We start from the raw sequence: 18,795 nt of genomic DNA on the forward strand, positions 1-18,795 counted from the left end.
CGGAGCAAATTCAAATTAAACTTTGAAATTTTTATTTAATGCTTTAGCCAAAAAAAGCAGCCGACCCGGTCAGCCGCCTGTTACTTGATTGCATCGCCATGGGTCGCCTGCGCGACCCATGGCGACAGGTCAGAACGCGTAGGTCGCCGACAGGCTGACCACCTCGCCCTTCGCATCGGCCTTACCGTCCAGCGTCGCCCCACCGAGACGATCCTGGTTTTGCGTCCTGAGCTTGGCTTTCTCGACGAATTGCCGCGAGTAGGCACCGTCGATGCTCAAACCGGGAATGGCGCGAATGTTGTAGCCGAAGCCCAGGGACGCGAAAATCCGATCCCCGTCCGGGATACGCGGGTCACGCGTGGAGTTGCGCGTAGGCGTCTGGTCGGTGGCCACGCCGGCGCGGAAGGTGAAGTCATCGGTAAATTTGTAGTCACCGCCCAGCGACACCATCCACGTGTCCTTGTAGTTATAGGGAATCGACACGATTTGCTGGCCGTCGGACTTCAACGTCAGCGCCTTGAACGACGACCACTGGGTCCAGGTGACGCTGGCGCCCAAGGTCAGGCGGTCATTGAACTGGTGGACCCAGTCAACGGAGGCGTTGGCGGGCACGTCCAGTTGCGCCGAGGCATTGGCGCCGTTGGCGTTGAGGTTCAGCCCTGGATAAGCCAGCGACGGCAGGCCGCTTTCGATCAACGTCCTGTTGGTCTCGTCGGCGTAGATGTTGTATTTGCCCTCCAGCTTGTTCTTGATTTTTGCGTGGTAGTTCAGGCCCAGGGTGTCGACATCGGTCGGTTTCCAGACCACCCCGGCAAACCAGCCCACGGAGGTGTTATCCACCTTCACGCGCATCAGCGCGGAGCCTACGCCTGAGGGGAACGGCAGACCGATGTTCGGCGACAGCGCCGCGGCCGAATACAGGTCAAGGTTCTGGCTCACAAAGCCCTTGGTGTGCTGCACGATGGCGCCACCGCCCAGCGAAAACTGATCGTTGACCTTGAACGATAACGAGCCGGTGACACCGACCGTTTCAATGCGGGTATCGACGGCAAAGTCGCGGCCGATCCAGTCCTGGTCCCACGTGGTGCGCGCACCCATCGGCACCACCTGGCTCAAGCCGAAGGCAAAGCGATCGTTGATCGGCATTACCATGAAGCCGGTTGGCAACCATGCGGTGAAGCCGCCCTGACCACCGTCGCCGGTCCGAGGCGTGGAACTGAAATCCGTGGGGTCGACGCTGGCCGGTGCATTGCCGGCATAATCCTTGGCCGTGCCCTTGTACTTGACGTTGATACGCGCGTAATCAACGGTGAACTGCGAGATGTTGTGATCGATAAAGGCCATGGCCGCCGGGTTGTTATAGGCCGCCGAAGGATCGTTCTGGAACAGCGAGCCGCCACCGAAGGCACGCCCCCATCCGGGAGCGCCAAAGGTCGGCGTGCCAAAACCGCCGGCTTGCGTCTGACCCGTTACACCGATAAGGCCGCCGAGGACTGCCAGGCTCAACAACGTGCGGGCCTGCCGTTTCTTATTATTCATGCTCCACTCCTTATTTTTATCCTCCAGGATCGGCTGTCCCGACCTGGCCTGCCGCAACAAGTGCCTCTTGCGAGGCACTTGCGTGTTTCAACGTGTGATCATCACGTCAAGCGCTCCGGGCCCTCAGGGCGTCACGGTAAACGCAGGGTTCGGCACGGCGGTCAGTGCAGTGATCTTGCAGCTGCCCACGGTCTGGGCGCTTGGGACGCTCAAGGTGTTGGTGGAGTTGCTCCAGTTGACATTGATGGTCACCGGCGAGCTCGAGCAGTTGTTGAGGATCTTGAAGTTCACCCCGGAAACCGTCCCGGTGAACGCATCCGGGCCCCCGCTGGCGACGCTCAGCGTCCAGGGCAGGCCTTGCAGCACCGGCACGCTGCACAGGGAGTTGGAACCACTGACCGAAGCGCCGGTGATGGCAGCGCTCGCACCATTGCCTGCGACGGTACCGGTGAAGGTGATGTTGCAGGTGACGGGCAGGTTCAGCGAGGCAGGCGACGTCACAGTGATGGAGCCTGCCGTCGAGAAGCCGGCGCCGGCCGGCGCGATAGTTGCCGCATTAGCCATCGACGCCGCGCCAAAGCACAGGGCAAACGACGTTGCACAAACGAGGGTTTTCAAGCTTTTCATTGTTTTTCCTCACATGTTGTGGCGAATCATTTCGCCAGGGGTAATGGCCATGAACGAGAGGTCACGGTGAAACTGCAGAACTTCCCTTTCCAGCCAAATTTCAATGCATTTACCGCTGTAACAAATCCGCGTACTCAGTCGACCACTTTGAAAGTGGGCGGCATCTTGATCGACACCGACTTGATCCTGCAGTCCTCGCCAATCGGCACATCGCGGGCCTCCAGCTTGCCGGTGGCGTTATCCCAGGTGCCATCGGCGGTCGACGGGCCGCACTTGCCGCCCAGGCCGAAGGCATGCACGTCGACGCTGATCCTGGACATGGAGCCGCTTTGCGTGTCCCGGGCGATCAGCACCCAGGGCAGGTTGATGGCCTCGACGCGGCTGCACTTGAGGCCGCCGTCGAACTCGACCTTGTCGACATTCACCGAGGAGCCATCGGCCGCGACCTTGCCGGCGACCTTGATGGTGCAGTCGGCGCTGATCAGCTTGCCCTTGGAAAAACTGATCGGGCCCTGCGCCGTAAAGGCACTGCCGGCGGGCTCGATGCGCGCGGCCTGGGCCTGGTGGTAGACGATCAGGCCCAACGCGGCCAGAACGATAGAAGAGATGAACCTGGCAGGTGTTTGCATGGTGGACGTCCTTCCCTTGAAATTATTGTTGTTCGGGTCATACAACGTTATTGCAGCTTCAATGGGGCGCAGCGCCGCGACCGTACTGGTGCAGATACTTCGCGCGCTGTGACGGTTGAAGATTGGTCAGTGAGAGATCGCCGGCGTAATGATTGAGCACGCGTTGGTCCATACGGCGGCGCCAGAGGTACGGCACATACGCCCAGACGATCATGCTGGCGTAGCCGTAGGGAAGTTGCGGCGACTCATCGAAGTGACGCAACGACTGGTAGCTGCGGGTGGGGTTGGCGTGATGGTCCGAATGCCGTTGCAACTGGAACAGAAAGATATTGGTGACGATGCGGTTGCTGTTCCACGAATGGCGCGGCGAGCAACGTTCATAACGGCCATTGGGCAACTTCTGGCGTTTGAGGCCGTAGTGCTCGACGTAGTTGACCACTTCCAGCAACGAGAAGCCGTACACGCCCTGAATGATCAGAAACGGAATCACTGCGGCGCCCAGCCAGGCAATCATCGCGCCCCATAACACCACGCTGTACATCCACGCGCTCAACACGGCGTTTTTCCAGTGCAAGGCCGGCAGGCCGAGTTTGCGCAGGCGTTCACGCTCCAGATTCCACGCCGAACGGGCGCTGAACCACACCGAGCGCGGCAGGAATGCCCAGAAACTTTCGCCCAGCCGGGAACTGGCAGGGTCTTCCGGGGTGGCAACCCGCACGTGATGACCACGGTTGTGTTCGGTGTAAAAGTGCCCGTAGAAGGTCGGCGCCAGGGTCACCTTGGCCAGGAACACCTCCAGCGGACGAGGCTTGTGGCCCAGCTCATGGGCGGTATTGATGGCAATGCCGGTGGCCGCGCCAGTGGACATCGCCATGCCCAGGTAGGTGAACCAGCCAACCGCGCCGTGCAACTCGGTGCGCGCGGTCATAAAGGCGGCGGCTTTTGCCAACCCACTGGCGGGATCCAGCGTAGCGGTGGCGCGCAGCAGACCGCCGTTGATGATCCAGTCGATGCCGCCGGCCGCCAGCCAACCAGTGACCACCACCGAAGCGATCACGAACAGCACGCCGATATAGACGATCCAGCGGTAATAGCTTTGGCTTTCGAGGTGGCTGACGGCGGACTCGGGCGGGTTGCTGACGTCCTCGCCGAGCAGACCGTCGATCAGGGGAATCAGGCCGAAGATCACCAGCACGCCCACCCACCACAACGATTGAACGCCGGTGGCGATGGCCAGGGCGCCAGAGAGCAAGGGCGTGGCCAGCGGCATGATGCCCAGCCACCACAGGTGGCGCTTGCCGTCGGTCCACACGCCTGGTGCTGCCAGGGTCTGATTCATGGCAGCCTCCGCGCACGCTGGGCGGCAGGCGGGTTGATGGAGCGCTGACTGCCTGCTGCAGTCAGCCATGCGATAAAAGGCGTTTTTTTCATTATTTTATTCGCTCTTAGGCATTTCAAAAACTGTTTCAAATTACACATTGAAATAATTTTTTTAAATAAATAGCGCGGAATCGTTAGCTCGTCAACTATTTCTTCAGCCCTTTTTTGCGTGACCGGGCAGTCTGTTTTTCAGCTGTTCGGTCAGGTCTGCAGCGCGGGCGTTGACGCCGTGAAATCGCGCGTCGAATCGCCACGCTACGGATGCACCAGGGCAAGTGGCGCAGGCGCAATCGCGGCGTTTTCTCCCGTTCGGGCACGTCTGGCGACCTGCTCCACCAACGCCGACACCCGTTCGGTAGCCGTAATCGGCAGCATGTGCCCACAGCCCTCCACCACCTGCAGCTTGAGCCCGGGCACCTTGCTGGCCAGGGCCTGGCCGTGTTTGCGCAAGTCGAGCACCTTGTCCCGCGAGCCATAGATCAGCCCGATCGGCAAGGTCAGTTGCGGATAGCGCGCCACCATGTGAGGCAGGTCATCGTTGACCTGGTTGATCTCGGTGGAGGCTGCGTAGAAATTGTCAGGACGCATGCCCAGCAAACCGCCACCTCGGGTGGCAAAATCGGCCGGGGCGGCATCCGGCGCGAACACGCCCTTGACCACCGAACGTTGGGTCAACAGGCCGATGGGCAAGGTCAGCGTGTGCGCGACCCAGCGGCGCAGCCACGCCGGGCGCACGGCCAGGGACAGGAATACCGGCGGCAACAGGCGCTGGGGATGAGTCAGCGGCGCCACCAGAATCAAGCCGGACACCGTCTCGGGATGATCAAGCGCCAGTGCCAGGGCAATCGCGCCGCCCAGGGAGTGGCCCAGCACCAGCGGTTTATGCAGGCCCAGGGTTTTTATAAGGTCGCTGATCTGCCGCGCCTGGGCCGGCAGGTCCGCCGCCGTGCCTTTGCCACGGGTGGAATAGCCGGAGCCCGGGCGGTCGAGGCTGATCACGCGAAAGTGCGCACTCAAGCGGCCAGACAAGGCATAGGTGAGGTTGCGACTGCTGCCCATCAGGCCGTGAATCATCACCAGCGGGGGACCGCTGCCCTCCTCGACATAATGAAAACGCTCGCCCTTGACCTGCACCACCCGCCCGTTGCGCGGCACGGCCGCTTCTATGCGCCGCGTCATCCACGCACTCAAGCCCCACAACACCGCGCTTGCACCGACAAACACCGCTGCAGCCACACCCCATTCGACAGCCATCGCTTCGTCCTCCGCTTCCCTGGAGCTGGCGACCCGACCGGTATTGATCGAGGCCTCAGCCATCGTCCCTGCCCTGCTTGCGGGCCTCACTCATAGCGTGCGCGTCCGTCGGACAAGGCGCACATACCAAACAAGGTCCTGGCGTGGGCGAATTTTTCAGGTAGATTATTTAAAATCTTTTTTAAAATATGTAATTCAAATTTCCTTTGCAATGGTGTTTCATCCAAAAAACAGGAGCGCACCCGATGCCCATGAGGGACTGCCCATGAATACCCAGCGTGAATCAATTGACATTGCCATCATCGGCTCAGGCTTCGCCGGCCTGTGCATGGCCATCCAGCTCAAGCAGGCTGGCTTCAACGACTTTTTTGTTGCCGAGCAGGCGCAGACCCTCGGCGGCACCTGGCGCGACAACCACTACCCCGGCTGCGCCTGCGATGTGCAGTCCCACGTGTACTCGTTTTCGTTTGCGCCCAACCCGCACTGGTCGCGGCAATTTGCGCCGCAGGCCGAGATCCGCGCCTACCTCGAGCAATGCGCGCAGCGCTTTGAGCTGGCGCCCTACCTGCGGTTTGGCATGGGCCTGCAACGCGCGGTGTTCGATGAACACCAGCAGCGCTGGCAACTGAGCTTCAGCGATGGCCGCCAGGTGAGCGCGCGGGTGCTGGTGTCGGGCATGGGCGGCTTGTCGCGCCCGGCGCTGCCGGACATTCCGGGTCTGGAGAGTTTCAAGGGCAAGCGCTTCCACTCCCAGCAGTGGGACCACGACTATTCCTTGAAGGGCAAGCGTGTCGCAGTGATCGGCACCGGGGCCAGTGCCATCCAGTTCGTGCCGCAGATTGCACCGCAGGTGGCGCACCTGGACCTGTTCCAGCGCACCCCGCCGTGGATCATGCCCAAGCCCGACCGACCGATTTCCGCCGGCGAACGCTGGCTGTTCAAACACCTGCCCTTCACCCAGCGGCTGGTCCGCAGCGCCTTTTACTGGGCGCTGGAAGGACGCGTGGTGGGCTTTGCCCTGCATCCCCGGCTGATGACAATGGTGCAGAAAATCGCCCTGCGTCATTTGCGCAGGCAGGTCGCCCGCCCATCGCTGCGCAAGACCCTCACGCCGGATTACACCCTCGGCTGCAAGCGCGTGTTGATCTCCAACGACTACTACCCGGCGCTGTCGCGCAGCAATGTCGAGGTGGTGACCGACCCGGTGCTGCGCATCGAAGCCGACGGCGTCGTCACCGCCGACGGCATCAAGCACCCGGTCGACTGCCTGATCTTCGGCACCGGTTTCCAGGCCAGCGATCCCCTGCCCCGCGATTGCATCATCGGGCGCCACGGCGTTGACCTGATGGACACCTGGCACGACGGCGCACATGCCTATAAAGGCACCACGGTGCCGGGCTATCCAAACCTGTTCCTGATTGTCGGGCCCAACACCGGGCTGGGGCACAACTCGATGATTCTGATGATCGAGGCCCAAGTCGCCTACATCCTCGATGCGTTGCGACAGATGCAGCGCAAACGCATCGCCACGGTGGACGTCAAGCCTGCCGTCGAACAGGCCTGGAACAGCCAATTGCAGGACAAACTCCAGCGCACCATCTGGAACACCGGCGGCTGCCAGAGCTGGTACCTCGACCCGCGCACCGGCAAGAACACCACGTTATGGCCGGGCTCCACCTGGCGTTTCAGGCAGCTCACCCGGCACTTTGCGCTCAAGGACTATGGGGTCGACCTGGCCCCCGTCCCGGCGCCCACGCGCGCAACGCCTGCGCCCCATTCCACTGCAGAAGGCAGCCTGTCATGAAGTCATTCGACGGCCGCGTGGCGGCCATCACCGGCGCGGCATCCGGCATGGGCCGCGCATTGGCCCTGGCGCTGGCGCGCGAAGGTTGTCACCTGGCGCTGGCGGACGTGAACCGCCAGGGCCTGGAGCACACCGAAGCGTTGATTCGGTCTTCGACCCTGTCGCCAGTGCGGGTCACCACCCAGGTGCTGGATGTGGCCGACCGCCAGGCCGTGGACGACTGGGCCGCGCGCTGCGTGGCGGAGCATGGCGCGGTCAACCTGGTGTTCAACAATGCCGGCGTGGCGTTGTCGAGCACCGTCGAAGGCGTGAGCTACAGCGACCTGGAATGGATCATCGGGATCAACTTCTGGGGTGTGGTGCACGGCACCAAGGCGTTCCTGCCGCACCTCAAGGCCAGCGGCAACGGCCATGTCATCAACACCTCCAGCGTGTTCGGCCTGTTTGCCCAGCCCGGCATGAGCGGCTACAACGCCAGTAAATTTGCCGTGCGCGGCTTTACCGAGGCGCTGCGCCAGGAGCTGGATCTGCAACGCTGCGGCGTGTCCGCCACCTGCGTGCACCCCGGCGGCATTCGCACCGACATCTGCCGCAGCAGCCGCATCGACGCGAACATGACCGGCTTTCTGATCCACAGCGAGCAACAGGCCCGCGCCGACTTCGAAAAACTCTTCATCACCGACGCCGACCAGGCCGCCAGGGTGATCCTGCAAGGCGTGCGCAAAAACAAGCGTCGCGTGCTGATCGGCCGCGACGCGTATTTCCTCGACCTGCTCGCCCGTTGCCTGCCGGCCGCCTACCAGGCGCTGGTGGTGTTCGCCAGCAAACGCATGGCGCCCAAGCCGCGCAGGCCTGTGTTCGAACCCAACGACGAACCCCGTCTCTGAAAAAGGAGCACGCACCATGTTGCCTATCCGTCGCGATATCCGTTTTGCCTTGCCTGCCGAGCGCATCAAGAACTGGCATGAACAAGGCCCGTTCGTCACGCATTTCTTCAATGCGCTGTCGCTGCTGTTTCCCCAGGGCGAGCTGTTCTTCATGGACAGCGTGCGCCACTACCGCTCGCGCATCGACGATCCTGCGCTGAAAAAGGAAATCCAGGGGTTTATCGGCCAGGAAGCCATGCACAGCCGTGAACACGTGGCCTACAACAACCTGCTGGAGGACGCGGGATTGCCGGCGCATAAACTGGACAGCCGCCTCAAGGTGATTCTCGATCTGCAGAAAAAACACCTGCCGCCGTCCTTCAACCTGGCGGTGACCATCGCCCTTGAGCACTACACCGCGATGCTTGCGGAAATCCTCCTCAGCGACCCCTCGCGCTTCGGCGATTCACTCAAGGGCTACCAGCAGATGTGGTACTGGCACGCCCTTGAAGAAACCGAGCACAAGGCCGTGGCGTTCGATGTCTGGAACCGCGTCATCAAGCCTGGCCCCAAGCGTTACCTGCTGCGCACCGGCACCATGCTGTTCACGACCCTGTTCTTCTGGCTGGTGGTGCTGGATTTCCATGTACGCCTGCTGTTTGCCGACCGCAAGGCCGGCGGTCATTTGAAGGGGTTCTGGCGCATGTGCAAATTTTTGTACGGCCCCAAAGGCGTCTTCCCGCGGATGCTGGTGCCGTGGCTGCATTACTTCAAACCCGGTTTTCACCCCTGGGACCATGACAACCGCGCCCGCCTGGCGGGCATCGATGGGCTGGTCGAAGAGATCGAACAGACCCGCACTACCTATGAGTCGGCCAGCCTGTAAAACCCATCAAACAGCGCGTTGACTATTCCTGTGGCGAGCGGGCGCGCCACAGGACCGTGGCGCGCTCGTCTGCCCGATCGAAAACCCCGTGGAACTTTGCCAACAAATAACCACCTGAATCCAGTACGCTCACCCTTTTTACATCAAGGAGTTATCTCAAATGGCCAAAGCCACCGCCCGCCACATCCTCGTTTCCACTGAAGAAAAGTGCAACGAACTGAAATCCCAAATCGAAGGCGGCGCCGATTTCGCAGAAATCGCCAAAGCCAACTCCAGCTGCCCATCCAGCCGTCAGGGCGGCGACCTGGGTTCGTTCGGTCCGGGCCAGATGGTCAAGGAATTCGACAGCGTGGTGTTCAGCGCCCCGGTCAACACCGTGCAAGGCCCGGTGAAAACCCAGTTCGGCTATCACCTGCTGGAAGTCACCAGCCGCCAGGACTGATCCTGCCGCGCTGATGCCCCAACAACGGCCCGCCTTCTGGCGGGCCGTTGTGCATGGGGTGACGGGCGACCCGTAAGCCGCTAACGTACAGCCCTCATTCTTCACCCGGCGCTCAAGGCTGACCATGCGATTGGCGTTTCCCCCACTCCTTAGCTCCATCCTGGCGCTGCTGCTGGCCAGCACGGCCGTGACCGCAGCTCCGCAGACCTACCTGACGGTCTACGGCGAGCCAGCCAAATACGCCGCCGGTTTCAGCCACTTCGACTACGCCAATCCCGATGCGCCCAAGGGCGGCACGCTGCGCCGTTCGGCGCTGGAGATCGGCCGTTTCGACCATGTGCTGCCCTATATCGACAAAGGCATCGGCGTGTCCCAGGTCGACGGCTGGCTCTACTCCCCGCTGGCCCAACGCTCGCTGGATGAGCCCTACACGGTCTACGGCCTGGTGGCGGAAAAGATGGAACGCGCCGACGATGGCCTGTCATTGCGTTTTTACCTCAACCCCAAGGCACGGTTTGCCGACGGCACACCGATTACCGCCGAAGACGTGCGCTACAGCTACGACCTGCTGATGGCCCAGGGCAGCCTGCGTTTTCGCACGCTGTTCGCCGATGTCAAACAGGTGGTGGTCGAAGGCGAGCGCCAGGTGCGCTTCGACTTTTCCAGCAACGAGAACCGCACCCTGCCCCTGGACCTGGCCACCCTGCCGGTATTGCCCGAGCACTGGTGGAAAACCCGCGACTTCGCCAACGGCGGCGGCTATGAAGCGCCCCTGGGCAGCGGCCCGTACAAGGTCAGCAAGATCGATTCGGGCAGCACCATCACCTTTACCCGCGACCCCGATTGGTGGGGCAAGGACCTGCCGGTCAGCCGTGGTCTGTACAACTTCGATCACCTGAGCCTGGAATACTTTGGCGACACCGAGGTGGCGCGCCAGGTGCTGCGCGGCGGCGCCTACGATTTCAACCGTGAGTTCTCCGCCACCGGTTATTCCGTCGGCTACAACGGCCCGGCGCTGGACGACGGCCGTCTGCAACGCGCGCACCTGGCCAGGGAGATGCCGCAACCGGCCCAGGGCTACGTGTTCAACGTGCAGAATCCGCTGTTCAAGGACCGCCGCGTGCGCAAAGCTTTGGCGATGCTGTGGGACTTCGAGTGGGCCAACCGGCAGATGATGCACAACCTCTACATTCGCCAGCAGAGCTTCTTCTCCAACAGCCCGTTGGCCGCCACCCAGTTGCCCACCCAGGAAGAGCTGGCGATTCTCGAACCGCTGCGCGGCCAGGTGCCCGACGAGGTGTTCACCCAGGTGTTCAAGGCGCCGGTCACCGACGGCAGCGGCGTGATCCGCGATAAACAGCTGCAGGCCCTGGCCCTGCTGGAGGAAGCCGGCTGGAAACCCGAGGGCGACACGCTGGTGAACGCCCAGGGCGAACCGCTGGAATTCACTTTCCTCAACACGCAGACCGGCATGGAACGTCTGCTGCTGCCCTACAAACGCAACCTGGCGCAGATCGGCATCACCCTGAACATTCGCCGTATCGACTCCTCGCAGTACGTCAACCGCGTGATGGCGCGGGACTACGACATGATCGTCACAGGCTTTCCAGTCACCCCCTCGCCCGGGATGGAGCTGTACAACTTCTTTGGCTCGGCGGCCGCCCATGACCCCGGCGCCAACAACTACATGGTGCTCAAGGACCCGGCCGTCGACAGCCTGATCAAAGGCCTGGTCAAGGCAAACACCCAGGCGCAGATGCTCACCTACGCCCACGCTCTGGACCGGGTGCTGCAATGGAACTACCTGTGGATTCCCAATTACTACCCGCCGGGCACCTCCGCCGCGTGGTGGAACCGCTTCGGTCGCCCGGCCATCGAGGCCAAAAATGACGAAGCCCTGGAAACCTGGTGGGAAATCAGCCCCACACCGCTGACCCATGAACAAATGAACGCCGCACTGAAAAAACGCGCAGGTGCCCGCTGATGTTTGCCTATATCGTGCGGCGCCTGCTGCTGATCATCCCGACCCTGGTGATCATCCTGCTGGTGAATTTCGTCATCGTGCAGGCCGCGCCCGGCGGGCCGGTGGAACAGGCTATCGCCCACCTGCAGGGGATCGGCGGCGGCGGCGTGGGGGCCGGCGCGGGCGAAAGCATCAGCGCCTCGCGCGCCAGCCGAGGCCTGGACCCCAAGCTGATCAAGGACATCGAAAAGCAGTACGGCTTCGACAAACCGGCCCCGGAGCGTCTGTGGCTGATGCTCAGCAACTACGCCCAACTGGATTTCGGCAACAGCTTCTTTCGCGGCAAAACCGTGATCGAGCTGATCCTGGAAAAAATGCCGGTGACGATCTCCCTCGGCCTGTGGGCCACCTTGATCACCTACCTGGTGTCGATCCCCCTGGGCATCCGCAAGGCCGTGCGCCATGGCAGCAGCTTCGATGTGTGGAGCAGCACCGCCATCGTGATCGGCTACGCGATGCCGGCGTTTCTGTTCGCGATGTTCCTGATCGTGGTGTTCGCCGGCGGCACCTCGCTGAACTGGTTCCCGGTGCGCGGCCTGGTCTCGGACAACTTCGACGAACTGAGTACCGTGGGCAAGGTTGCCGACTACTTCTGGCACCTGGTGCTGCCGGTCACCGCGCTGGTGATCGGCGGGTTCGCCACGCTGACCATCCTCACCAAAAACTCGTTTCTCAATGAAATCACCTGCCAATACGTAGTGACGGCCCGCGCCAAGGGCCTGAGCGAACGCCGCGTGCTTTACGGCCACGTGTTTCGCAACGCGATGCTGCTGGTGATTTCGGGCATTCCCCAGGCGTTCATCAGCGTGTTCTTCGCCGGCTCGCTGCTGATCGAGGTTATTTTTTCCCTCGACGGCCTGGGCCGCATGAGCTACGAAGCGGCAGTGTCGCGGGACTACCCGGTGGTGTTCGGCTCGTTGTTCATCTTCACGCTGTTCGGCCTGCTGATAAAACTCATCGGTGACCTCTGCTACACCCTGGTGGACCCGCGTATCGACTTCGCCGCAAGGAACGCCTGATGCTCAATCTGTCTCCCGTGGCACGCCGCCGTTTCGAGCGTTTCAAGAAAAACCGCCGGGGCTGGTGGTCGCTGTGGCTGTTTATCGGCCTGTTCATGCTCACCCTCGGCGGCGAGCTGATCGCCAACGACAAACCGCTGGTGCTGAGCTTCAAGAACGAGCTGTATTTTCCGGTGTTCAAGCGCTACACCGAGCAACAGTTCGGCGGGCAGTTGCCGTTCCAGGCCGACTACCGCAGTGACTACGTGCAAACCCTGATCAAGCAGGACGGCGGCTGGATGCTGTTTCCGCCGATTCCGTTCAGCGACGACACGCCCAACTACGAACTGACCCGCCCTGCCCCCAGCCCGCCCTCGGCGGTGAACTGGCTGGGCACCGATGACCAGTCCCGCGATGTGCTGGCGCGGGTGATCTTCGGTGCACGCGTATCGATCCTGTTTGCGTTGGCCCTCACGGCCATCAGCGGCGCCATCGGCATTGCCGCCGGGGCCTTGCAGGGTTACTACGGCGGCTGGGTGGACCTGCTCGGGCAGCGCATCCTTGAAGTGTGGTCGGGGCTGCCGGTGTTGTACCTGCTGATTATCCTGTCGGGGTTCGTGGAGCCCAATTTCTGGTGGCTGCTGGGGATCATGGCGCTGTTTTCCTGGCTGGCCCTGGTGGACGTGGTGCGCGCCGAGTTCCTGCGCGGGCGCAACCTGGAGTACGTCAAGGCCGCGCGCGCCCTGGGCCTGGGCGACGGCAAGATCATTGGCCGGCATATCCTGCCCAATGCAATGACCGCCACCCTGAGCTACCTGCCGTTTATCCTCACCGGTGCAATTTCCACCTTGAGCGCCCTGGACTTTCTCGGCTTCGGCATGCCCGCCGGCAGTGCCTCGCTGGGCGAGTTGATCGCCCAGGGCAAGCAGAACCTGCAAGCGCCGTGGCTGGGCCTGACAGCGTTTTTTACCCTGGCGCTGATCCTGTCGCTGCTGGTGTTTATCGGCGAGGCCCTGCGGGATGCCTTCGACCCCCGCTCATGAGTGACTGCCTATGAACCTCATCGAAATCCGCGACCTGTGCGTCGCGTTCAGCGGCCAGACCGTGGTGCGCAACCTCAGCCTGGACGTGCGCGAGGGCGAATGCCTGGCGCTGGTGGGCGAGTCGGGCTCGGGCAAGTCGGTGACCGCCCACTCGATCCTGCAACTGCTGCCCGAAGCCGGCACCCACACCACAGGCTCGGTGAAATACCGTGACCAGCAATTGGTCGGCGCAGCGCCCGCCACCTTGCAGAAACTGCGCGGCAATCGCATTGCGATGATCTTTCAGGAGCCGATGACCTCGCTCAACCCGCTGCACAGCATCGAAAAGCAGATCGGCGAAACCCTGCTGCTGCACAAGGGCCTGGGCGGCAAGGCGGCGCAGGCGCGCATCCTCGAACTGCTCGAACTGGTGGGCATTCAAAACCCCCGGGAGCGCCTCAAGGCCTATCCGCACCAACTGTCCGGCGGCCAGCGCCAGCGGGTGATGATCGCCATGGCGCTGGCCTGCGAGCCGCAACTGCTGATCGCCGACGAACCCACCACCGCGCTGGACGTGACCGTGCAGCGCAAGATCCTGCTGCTGCTCAAGTCGCTGCAGCAACGTCTGGGCATGTCGCTGCTGCTGATCAGCCACGACCTCAACCTGGTGCGCAGCATTGCCCAACGCGTGTGCGTGATGCGGGCCGGCGAGATTGTCGAACAGGCCGCGTGCGAAACCCTGTTCACCGCGCCGCAGCACCCTTACAGCCGGTTGCTGCTCGACGCCGAGCCCTCGGGCGAAGCGTTGTGCAGCGACACCCGCGAAACGGTGTTGCAGGTGGACGACCTGAGCGTGAAATTTGCGCTGGGCGGCGGGCTGTTTCGCCGCAAGACGTATCTGCAGGCGGTGGACGGCATCAGCCTCAGCGTGCAACGCGGCAAGACCCTGGGGATTGTCGGCGAATCGGGCTCGGGCAAATCCACCCTGGGCCAGGCGATCCTGCGCCTGCTCGACTCCACCGGCAGCATTCGCTTCCAGGACGCAGCCCTCGACCTCCTCAGCCATCAGCAGATGCGCCCGTGGCGCAAACAGATGCAGGTGGTGTTTCAGGATCCTTACGGCAGCCTCAGCCCGCGCATGTCGGTGCAGCAGATCATCGGCGAAGGGCTGGAAGTGCATGCACCGTGCAGCCTGGCCGAACGCGATGCGCAGGTGATCCAGGTGCTCAGGGACGTGGGCCTGGACCCGGCCAGCCGGCATCGCTACCCCCACGAATTCTCCGGCGGCCAGCGCCAGCGCATCGCCATCGCCCGCGCGCTGGTGCTCAAGCCGGCGCTGATGCTGCTGGACGAACCCACCTCGGCGCTGGACCGCACGGTGCAAAAACAGGTGGTGACGCTGCTGCGCGAACTTCAAGAAAAATATGGCCTGACGTATCTGTTTATCAGCCATGATCTGGCGGTGGTACGCGCCATGGCCCACGACATGATCGTGGTCAAGGACGGCAAGGTGGTGGAACGCGGGCCGAGCCATCAGGTGTTCGACGCGCCGCAGCACCCCTACACCCGGGAACTCCTGGCCGCCGCGCACATTGCACGGTAAGGAATACAGGAAACCCATCACTTGTGGCGAGCGGGCTTGTCCCGCGTTGGGGTGCGAAGCGCCCCCAATCCAGCAAAACGCGGTGTACCTGATACGACTCAGCGCCTGGTTTTGGGGCTGCTGCGCAGCCCAACGCAGGACAAGCCTGCTCGCCACAGGGAATCTGCGCTCAACTGAACGGCATTGGGGCTTAACCGCTCGCCACAACGCAATTGTGTGAGGTTTTTATGACGAATTTGCATGGCAGGACCGCCCTGGTCACCGGTTCCACCAGCGGCATCGGCCTGGGGATCGCGCTGAGCCTGGCCGAGGCCGGTGCCGACCTGATCCTCAACGGCTTCGGCGACGCCGACGCAGTGATCGCCCAGGTGCAGGCGTTCGGCGGCAAGGTCGGCCATCACCCGGCCGACGTCAGCGACCCGGCGCAGCTCGCCGACCTGTTCGCCTACGCCGAGCGCGAATTCGGCGGGGTGGATATCCTCGTCAACAATGCCGGCATCCAGCACGTGGCGGCGGTGGAAGACTTCCCGGTGGAGCGCTGGGATTCGATCATTGCGATCAACCTGTCCTCGGTGTTCCACACCACGCGCCTGGGCCTGCCGGGCATGAAGGCCAAGGGCTGGGGGCGCATCATCAACATTGCCTCGGTGCACGGCCAGGTCGGTTCGGTGGGCAAGGCGGCGTATGTGGCGGCCAAGCACGGCGTGATCGGCCTGACCAAGGTGGTGGGCCTGGAGACGGCTGCCAGCAACGTCACCTGCAATGCGATCTGCCCCGGCTGGGTGTTGACTCCGCTGGTGCAGAAGCAGATCGATGATCGCATCGCCAAGGGCGTCGACCCGCAGCAGGCGCAGCATGATTTGCTCGCCGAAAAACAGCCGTCGCTTGAGTTCGTCACACCGCCGCAACTGGGTGAGCTGGTGTTGTTCCTCTGCAGCGACGCCGGCAGTCAGGTACGCGGCGCCGCCTGGAACATCGACGGCGGCTGGCTGGCGCAATAGTGCAAGGCTTTACCCCTGAAGATGAAAGGTTTCAGCTCATCGGAGGGTTTTAGAGAAAAACCCCAAGGGCATGCTATTTTTCGAGGGTAGTCACCCGGCCGTTTCCCACGGGATAATGGGTGTTGTCATTTTTTCAAAGCGTCAGGCTCAGGGCTTTTTTCATGAATGGAACATCCACCGGTAGCGAAGCCGGCGCATTGATTGCGCGGCTGGACTGGGCACGAAGCCCCCTCGGTGAGGCCAATGACTGGCCGCAAAGCCTGCGTACCGCAGTGGATATCGTCGTGCATTCGCCGATGCCGATGCTGCTGCTGTGGGGCCGCGACCTTATCCAGTTGTATAACGATGGTTTTGCCCAACTGGCCGGCAACAAGCACCCGGACGCACTGGGGCAGCCGGCGCATCACACCTGGCCGGAACTGCAGGACTTCACCGCCCCCATCTACGACGCCGTACTCGGCGGCCAGGTGCGCACCTTCAGCGAGCAGCGCTTTGTGCTGCAACGCGAGGGGCGCGACGCCGAGATCTGGCTCGACCTCACCTACAGCCCGGTGCGCGATGAAAGCCGCCAGGTCGCTGGTATCCTGGTCACCGCCATCGAGACCAACGAGCGCCGCCGCAAGGCCATCGAGCTGCAACAGCGCTCCGAAGACAGCCTCAAGGCCCAGCACAACACCGAGCAACGCCTGCAACTGGCACTGGCGGCGACCGACGCGGTGGGCACCTGGGACTGGGATATCGGCGAAGACCGCTTTATCGCCGACGCGCATTTCGCCTTCCTCCACGGCGTTGACCCCGATCAGGCCAGCCTGTTGCCGATCAGCGACTACCTGTTGGGCGTGCACCCCGAAGACCGTGGCATGGTCACGCGCAGCATCAAGCATTGCATCACCTTCGGCACCGAATACGCCGAGGAATACCGCCTGATGCAGGCCGACGGCGAAGTGCGCTGGGTATTCGCCCGCGGTCGTTGCTACAAGGATCCCCAGGGGCGGCCGGCGCGCTTCCTCGGTGCCGCGCTGGACCTCACCGAACGCAAGCACACCGAACAGGCCCTGCGCCAAAGCCAGACCGAGCTGCAACTGATCATCAACGCGATGCCGGTGCTGATCGGCTATGTCGACCATGAACAGCGGTTTCGCCTGAACAACAGCGCTTACCTCGAGTGGTACGGCATGACGCCCCAGGAGCTGTACGGCAAGACCATCCGCGAAGTGCTCGGCGACGAGGTGTATGCCGGCCGCCAGGACAAGATCGCCGCTGCCCTGCGCGGCAAGGCCTGCAGCTTCATGACCCTCACGCCGCATCGCGACGGGCGCCCGCGCCATGCGCTGATGAAGTACCTGCCGCGGTTCAGCAACGACGGTTCGGTAAACGGTTTTTATATCTTTGTGATCGACGAGACCGAACGCAAGCTCACCGAAGAAGCCCTGCGCCACCTCAACGAGAACCTCGAAGAACGCGTGGCCCAGCGCACCCAGGCGCTGGCCGAGGCCAACCAGCGCCTGCAGAACGAGATGTACGAACGCGAGCGCGCCGAAGACGCGCTGCGCCACGCGCAAAAAATGGAAGCGGTGGGCCAGCTCACCGGCGGCATTGCCCATGACTTCAACAACATGCTCACCGGCATCATCGGCAGCCTCGACCTGATGCAGCGCTACATCGCCGGCGGGCGCAGCGAAGAGATCGGCCGCTTTGCCGACGCCGCCGTGTCCTCCGCCCACCGTGCGGCCGCCCTCACCCACCGGCTGCTGGCGTTCTCGCGGCGCCAGTCGCTCGACCGCCAGCCCACCGACCCCAATCAACTGGTGGCGTCGCTGGAGGATCTGTTCCAGCGCACCAAAGGCGCGCACATCTCGCTCAAGGTGCAACTGGGCCAGGACATCTGGCCGGTCAACACCGACGCCAGCCAGCTGGAAAACGCCCTGCTCAACCTGGTGATCAACGCCCGCGATGCGATGCCCGATGGCGGCGAACTGCTGATCGAAACCGCCAACAGTTACCTGGACGGCACCGATATCACCACCCTCGAACCGGTCAAGGCCGGCGACTACGTGATGCTGGGCGTGAGCGACAACGGCAGCGGCATGGCGCCGAAAATTCTCGCCAAAGCGTTCGATCCGTTCTTCACCACCAAGCCCATCGGTCAGGGCACCGGCCTGGGCTTGTCGATGATCTACGGGTTTGCCCAGCAGTCCGGCGGCCATGTCACCATCCAGAGCGAACCGGGCCAGGGCACTTGCGTGCGCCTGTACCTGCCGCGCCTGCACGGCACCGCGCTGGAAAGCAGTTTGCCGACGCACTCGAGCGAAGCGCCGGTGGCCCTGGCCGGTGAAGCGGTGGTGGTGGTCGAGGACGACGCAGCGGTGCGCATGCTGGTGGTCAATGTGCTCGACGAACTCGGCTACACCGCACACCAGGCGGCGGATGCCCGCGCGGCGCTGCCGTTGCTGGAGTCGGATTTGCGCGTCGACCTGCTGGTGACCGACGTCGGCCTGCCGGGCATGAACGGGCGGCAACTGGCAGAAATCGCACGCCAGCATCGTCCCGGTCTGCGCGTGTTGTTCATGACCGGTTACGCCGAGAAAGCCGCCGAGCGCCAGGGCTTCCTGGAGGACGGCATGGACATGGTGGCCAAGCCGTTTTCGATTGATCTGCTGGCCACCAAAATCCGCAGCATGATCGGCGTGGCCGAATGAGTTCAGGCATAATCGCGCGCCG

At 62.8% G+C, this 18,795-nt stretch carries 15 protein-coding genes; 10 read left to right on the forward strand and 5 right to left on the reverse strand.

Annotated features, from left to right (window positions below; translation table 11 throughout):
- Positions 1–129: 129 nt before the first annotated feature.
- The 5 genes from ACXX81_RS11725 to ACXX81_RS11745 all read right to left on the reverse strand — a co-directional run bounded on the left by ACXX81_RS11725 (position 130) and on the right by ACXX81_RS11745 (position 5,492).
- Entirely contained in the window at positions 130–1,539 is a 1,410-nt protein-coding gene (locus ACXX81_RS11725) for an outer membrane protein transport protein (RefSeq protein WP_458571722.1), read from the reverse strand.
- Between the two features lie 123 nt (positions 1,540–1,662).
- On the reverse strand, positions 1,663–2,166 hold the full coding sequence (gene praB / locus ACXX81_RS11730; protein WP_209981425.1) for an alkane oxidation protein activator PraB: 504 nt from the start codon (positions 2,164–2,166) through the stop codon (positions 1,663–1,665).
- 134 nt (positions 2,167–2,300) lie between these two features.
- Positions 2,301–2,795, reverse strand: a complete 495-nt coding sequence (praA, locus tag ACXX81_RS11735; RefSeq protein ID WP_322213412.1) for an alkane oxidation protein activator PraA — start codon at positions 2,793–2,795, stop codon at positions 2,301–2,303.
- A gap of 58 nt (positions 2,796–2,853) precedes the next feature.
- On the reverse strand, positions 2,854–4,134 hold the full coding sequence (locus tag ACXX81_RS11740) for an alkane 1-monooxygenase (RefSeq protein WP_458571723.1): 1,281 nt from the start codon (positions 4,132–4,134) through the stop codon (positions 2,854–2,856).
- A gap of 296 nt (positions 4,135–4,430) precedes the next feature.
- Positions 4,431–5,492, reverse strand: coding sequence for an alpha/beta fold hydrolase (locus ACXX81_RS11745; RefSeq protein WP_458571724.1), 1,062 nt, complete (start codon positions 5,490–5,492; stop codon positions 4,431–4,433).
- A 202-nt stretch (positions 5,493–5,694) separates the two neighbouring features.
- Between ACXX81_RS11745 and ACXX81_RS11750 the strand changes: the two genes are divergently transcribed.
- The 10 genes from ACXX81_RS11750 (at position 5,695) to ACXX81_RS11795 (ending at position 18,773) form a co-directional block, all read left to right on the forward strand.
- Positions 5,695–7,233, forward strand: coding sequence for a flavin-containing monooxygenase (locus ACXX81_RS11750; protein ID WP_458571725.1), 1,539 nt, complete (start codon positions 5,695–5,697; stop codon positions 7,231–7,233).
- A complete protein-coding gene (locus tag ACXX81_RS11755; RefSeq protein ID WP_209981416.1) occupies positions 7,230–8,120 on the forward strand; it encodes an SDR family NAD(P)-dependent oxidoreductase in 891 nt (296 codons plus the stop codon). The genes ACXX81_RS11750 and ACXX81_RS11755 overlap by 4 nt, the downstream gene beginning before the upstream one ends.
- 16 nt (positions 8,121–8,136) lie before the next feature.
- Complete coding sequence (locus ACXX81_RS11760; RefSeq protein ID WP_209981413.1) at positions 8,137–8,985, forward strand: metal-dependent hydrolase; 849 nt, start codon at positions 8,137–8,139, stop codon at positions 8,983–8,985.
- A gap of 160 nt (positions 8,986–9,145) precedes the next feature.
- Positions 9,146–9,427, forward strand: a complete 282-nt coding sequence (locus ACXX81_RS11765; protein ID WP_057010182.1) for a peptidylprolyl isomerase — start codon at positions 9,146–9,148, stop codon at positions 9,425–9,427.
- 124 nt (positions 9,428–9,551) lie between these two features.
- Complete coding sequence (locus ACXX81_RS11770; protein WP_458571726.1) at positions 9,552–11,411, forward strand: extracellular solute-binding protein; 1,860 nt, start codon at positions 9,552–9,554, stop codon at positions 11,409–11,411.
- The gene (locus ACXX81_RS11775; RefSeq protein WP_458571727.1) at positions 11,411–12,469 is read left to right on the forward strand and encodes a microcin C ABC transporter permease YejB; all 1,059 of its coding nucleotides are present in this window, start codon (positions 11,411–11,413) and stop codon (positions 12,467–12,469) included. Before ACXX81_RS11770 ends, ACXX81_RS11775 begins: the two co-directional genes overlap by 1 nt.
- Positions 12,469–13,491, forward strand: a complete 1,023-nt coding sequence (locus ACXX81_RS11780) for an ABC transporter permease (protein WP_209981407.1) — start codon at positions 12,469–12,471, stop codon at positions 13,489–13,491. Before ACXX81_RS11775 ends, ACXX81_RS11780 begins: the two co-directional genes overlap by 1 nt.
- Before the next feature lie 10 nt (positions 13,492–13,501).
- Positions 13,502–15,073, forward strand: a complete 1,572-nt coding sequence (locus ACXX81_RS11785) for an ABC transporter ATP-binding protein (protein ID WP_231423680.1) — start codon at positions 13,502–13,504, stop codon at positions 15,071–15,073.
- A gap of 227 nt (positions 15,074–15,300) precedes the next feature.
- A complete protein-coding gene (locus ACXX81_RS11790) occupies positions 15,301–16,074 on the forward strand; it encodes a 3-hydroxybutyrate dehydrogenase (protein WP_209981403.1) in 774 nt (257 codons plus the stop codon).
- Between the two features lie 161 nt (positions 16,075–16,235).
- Positions 16,236–18,773 (forward strand): PAS domain-containing hybrid sensor histidine kinase/response regulator, encoded by a 2,538-nt coding sequence (locus ACXX81_RS11795; RefSeq protein ID WP_458571728.1) that lies wholly within the window; start codon positions 16,236–16,238, stop codon positions 18,771–18,773.
- Positions 18,774–18,795 lie beyond the last annotated feature (22 nt).

The sequence above is a fragment of the Pseudomonas sp. GNP013 genome (genome assembly GCF_054343995.1).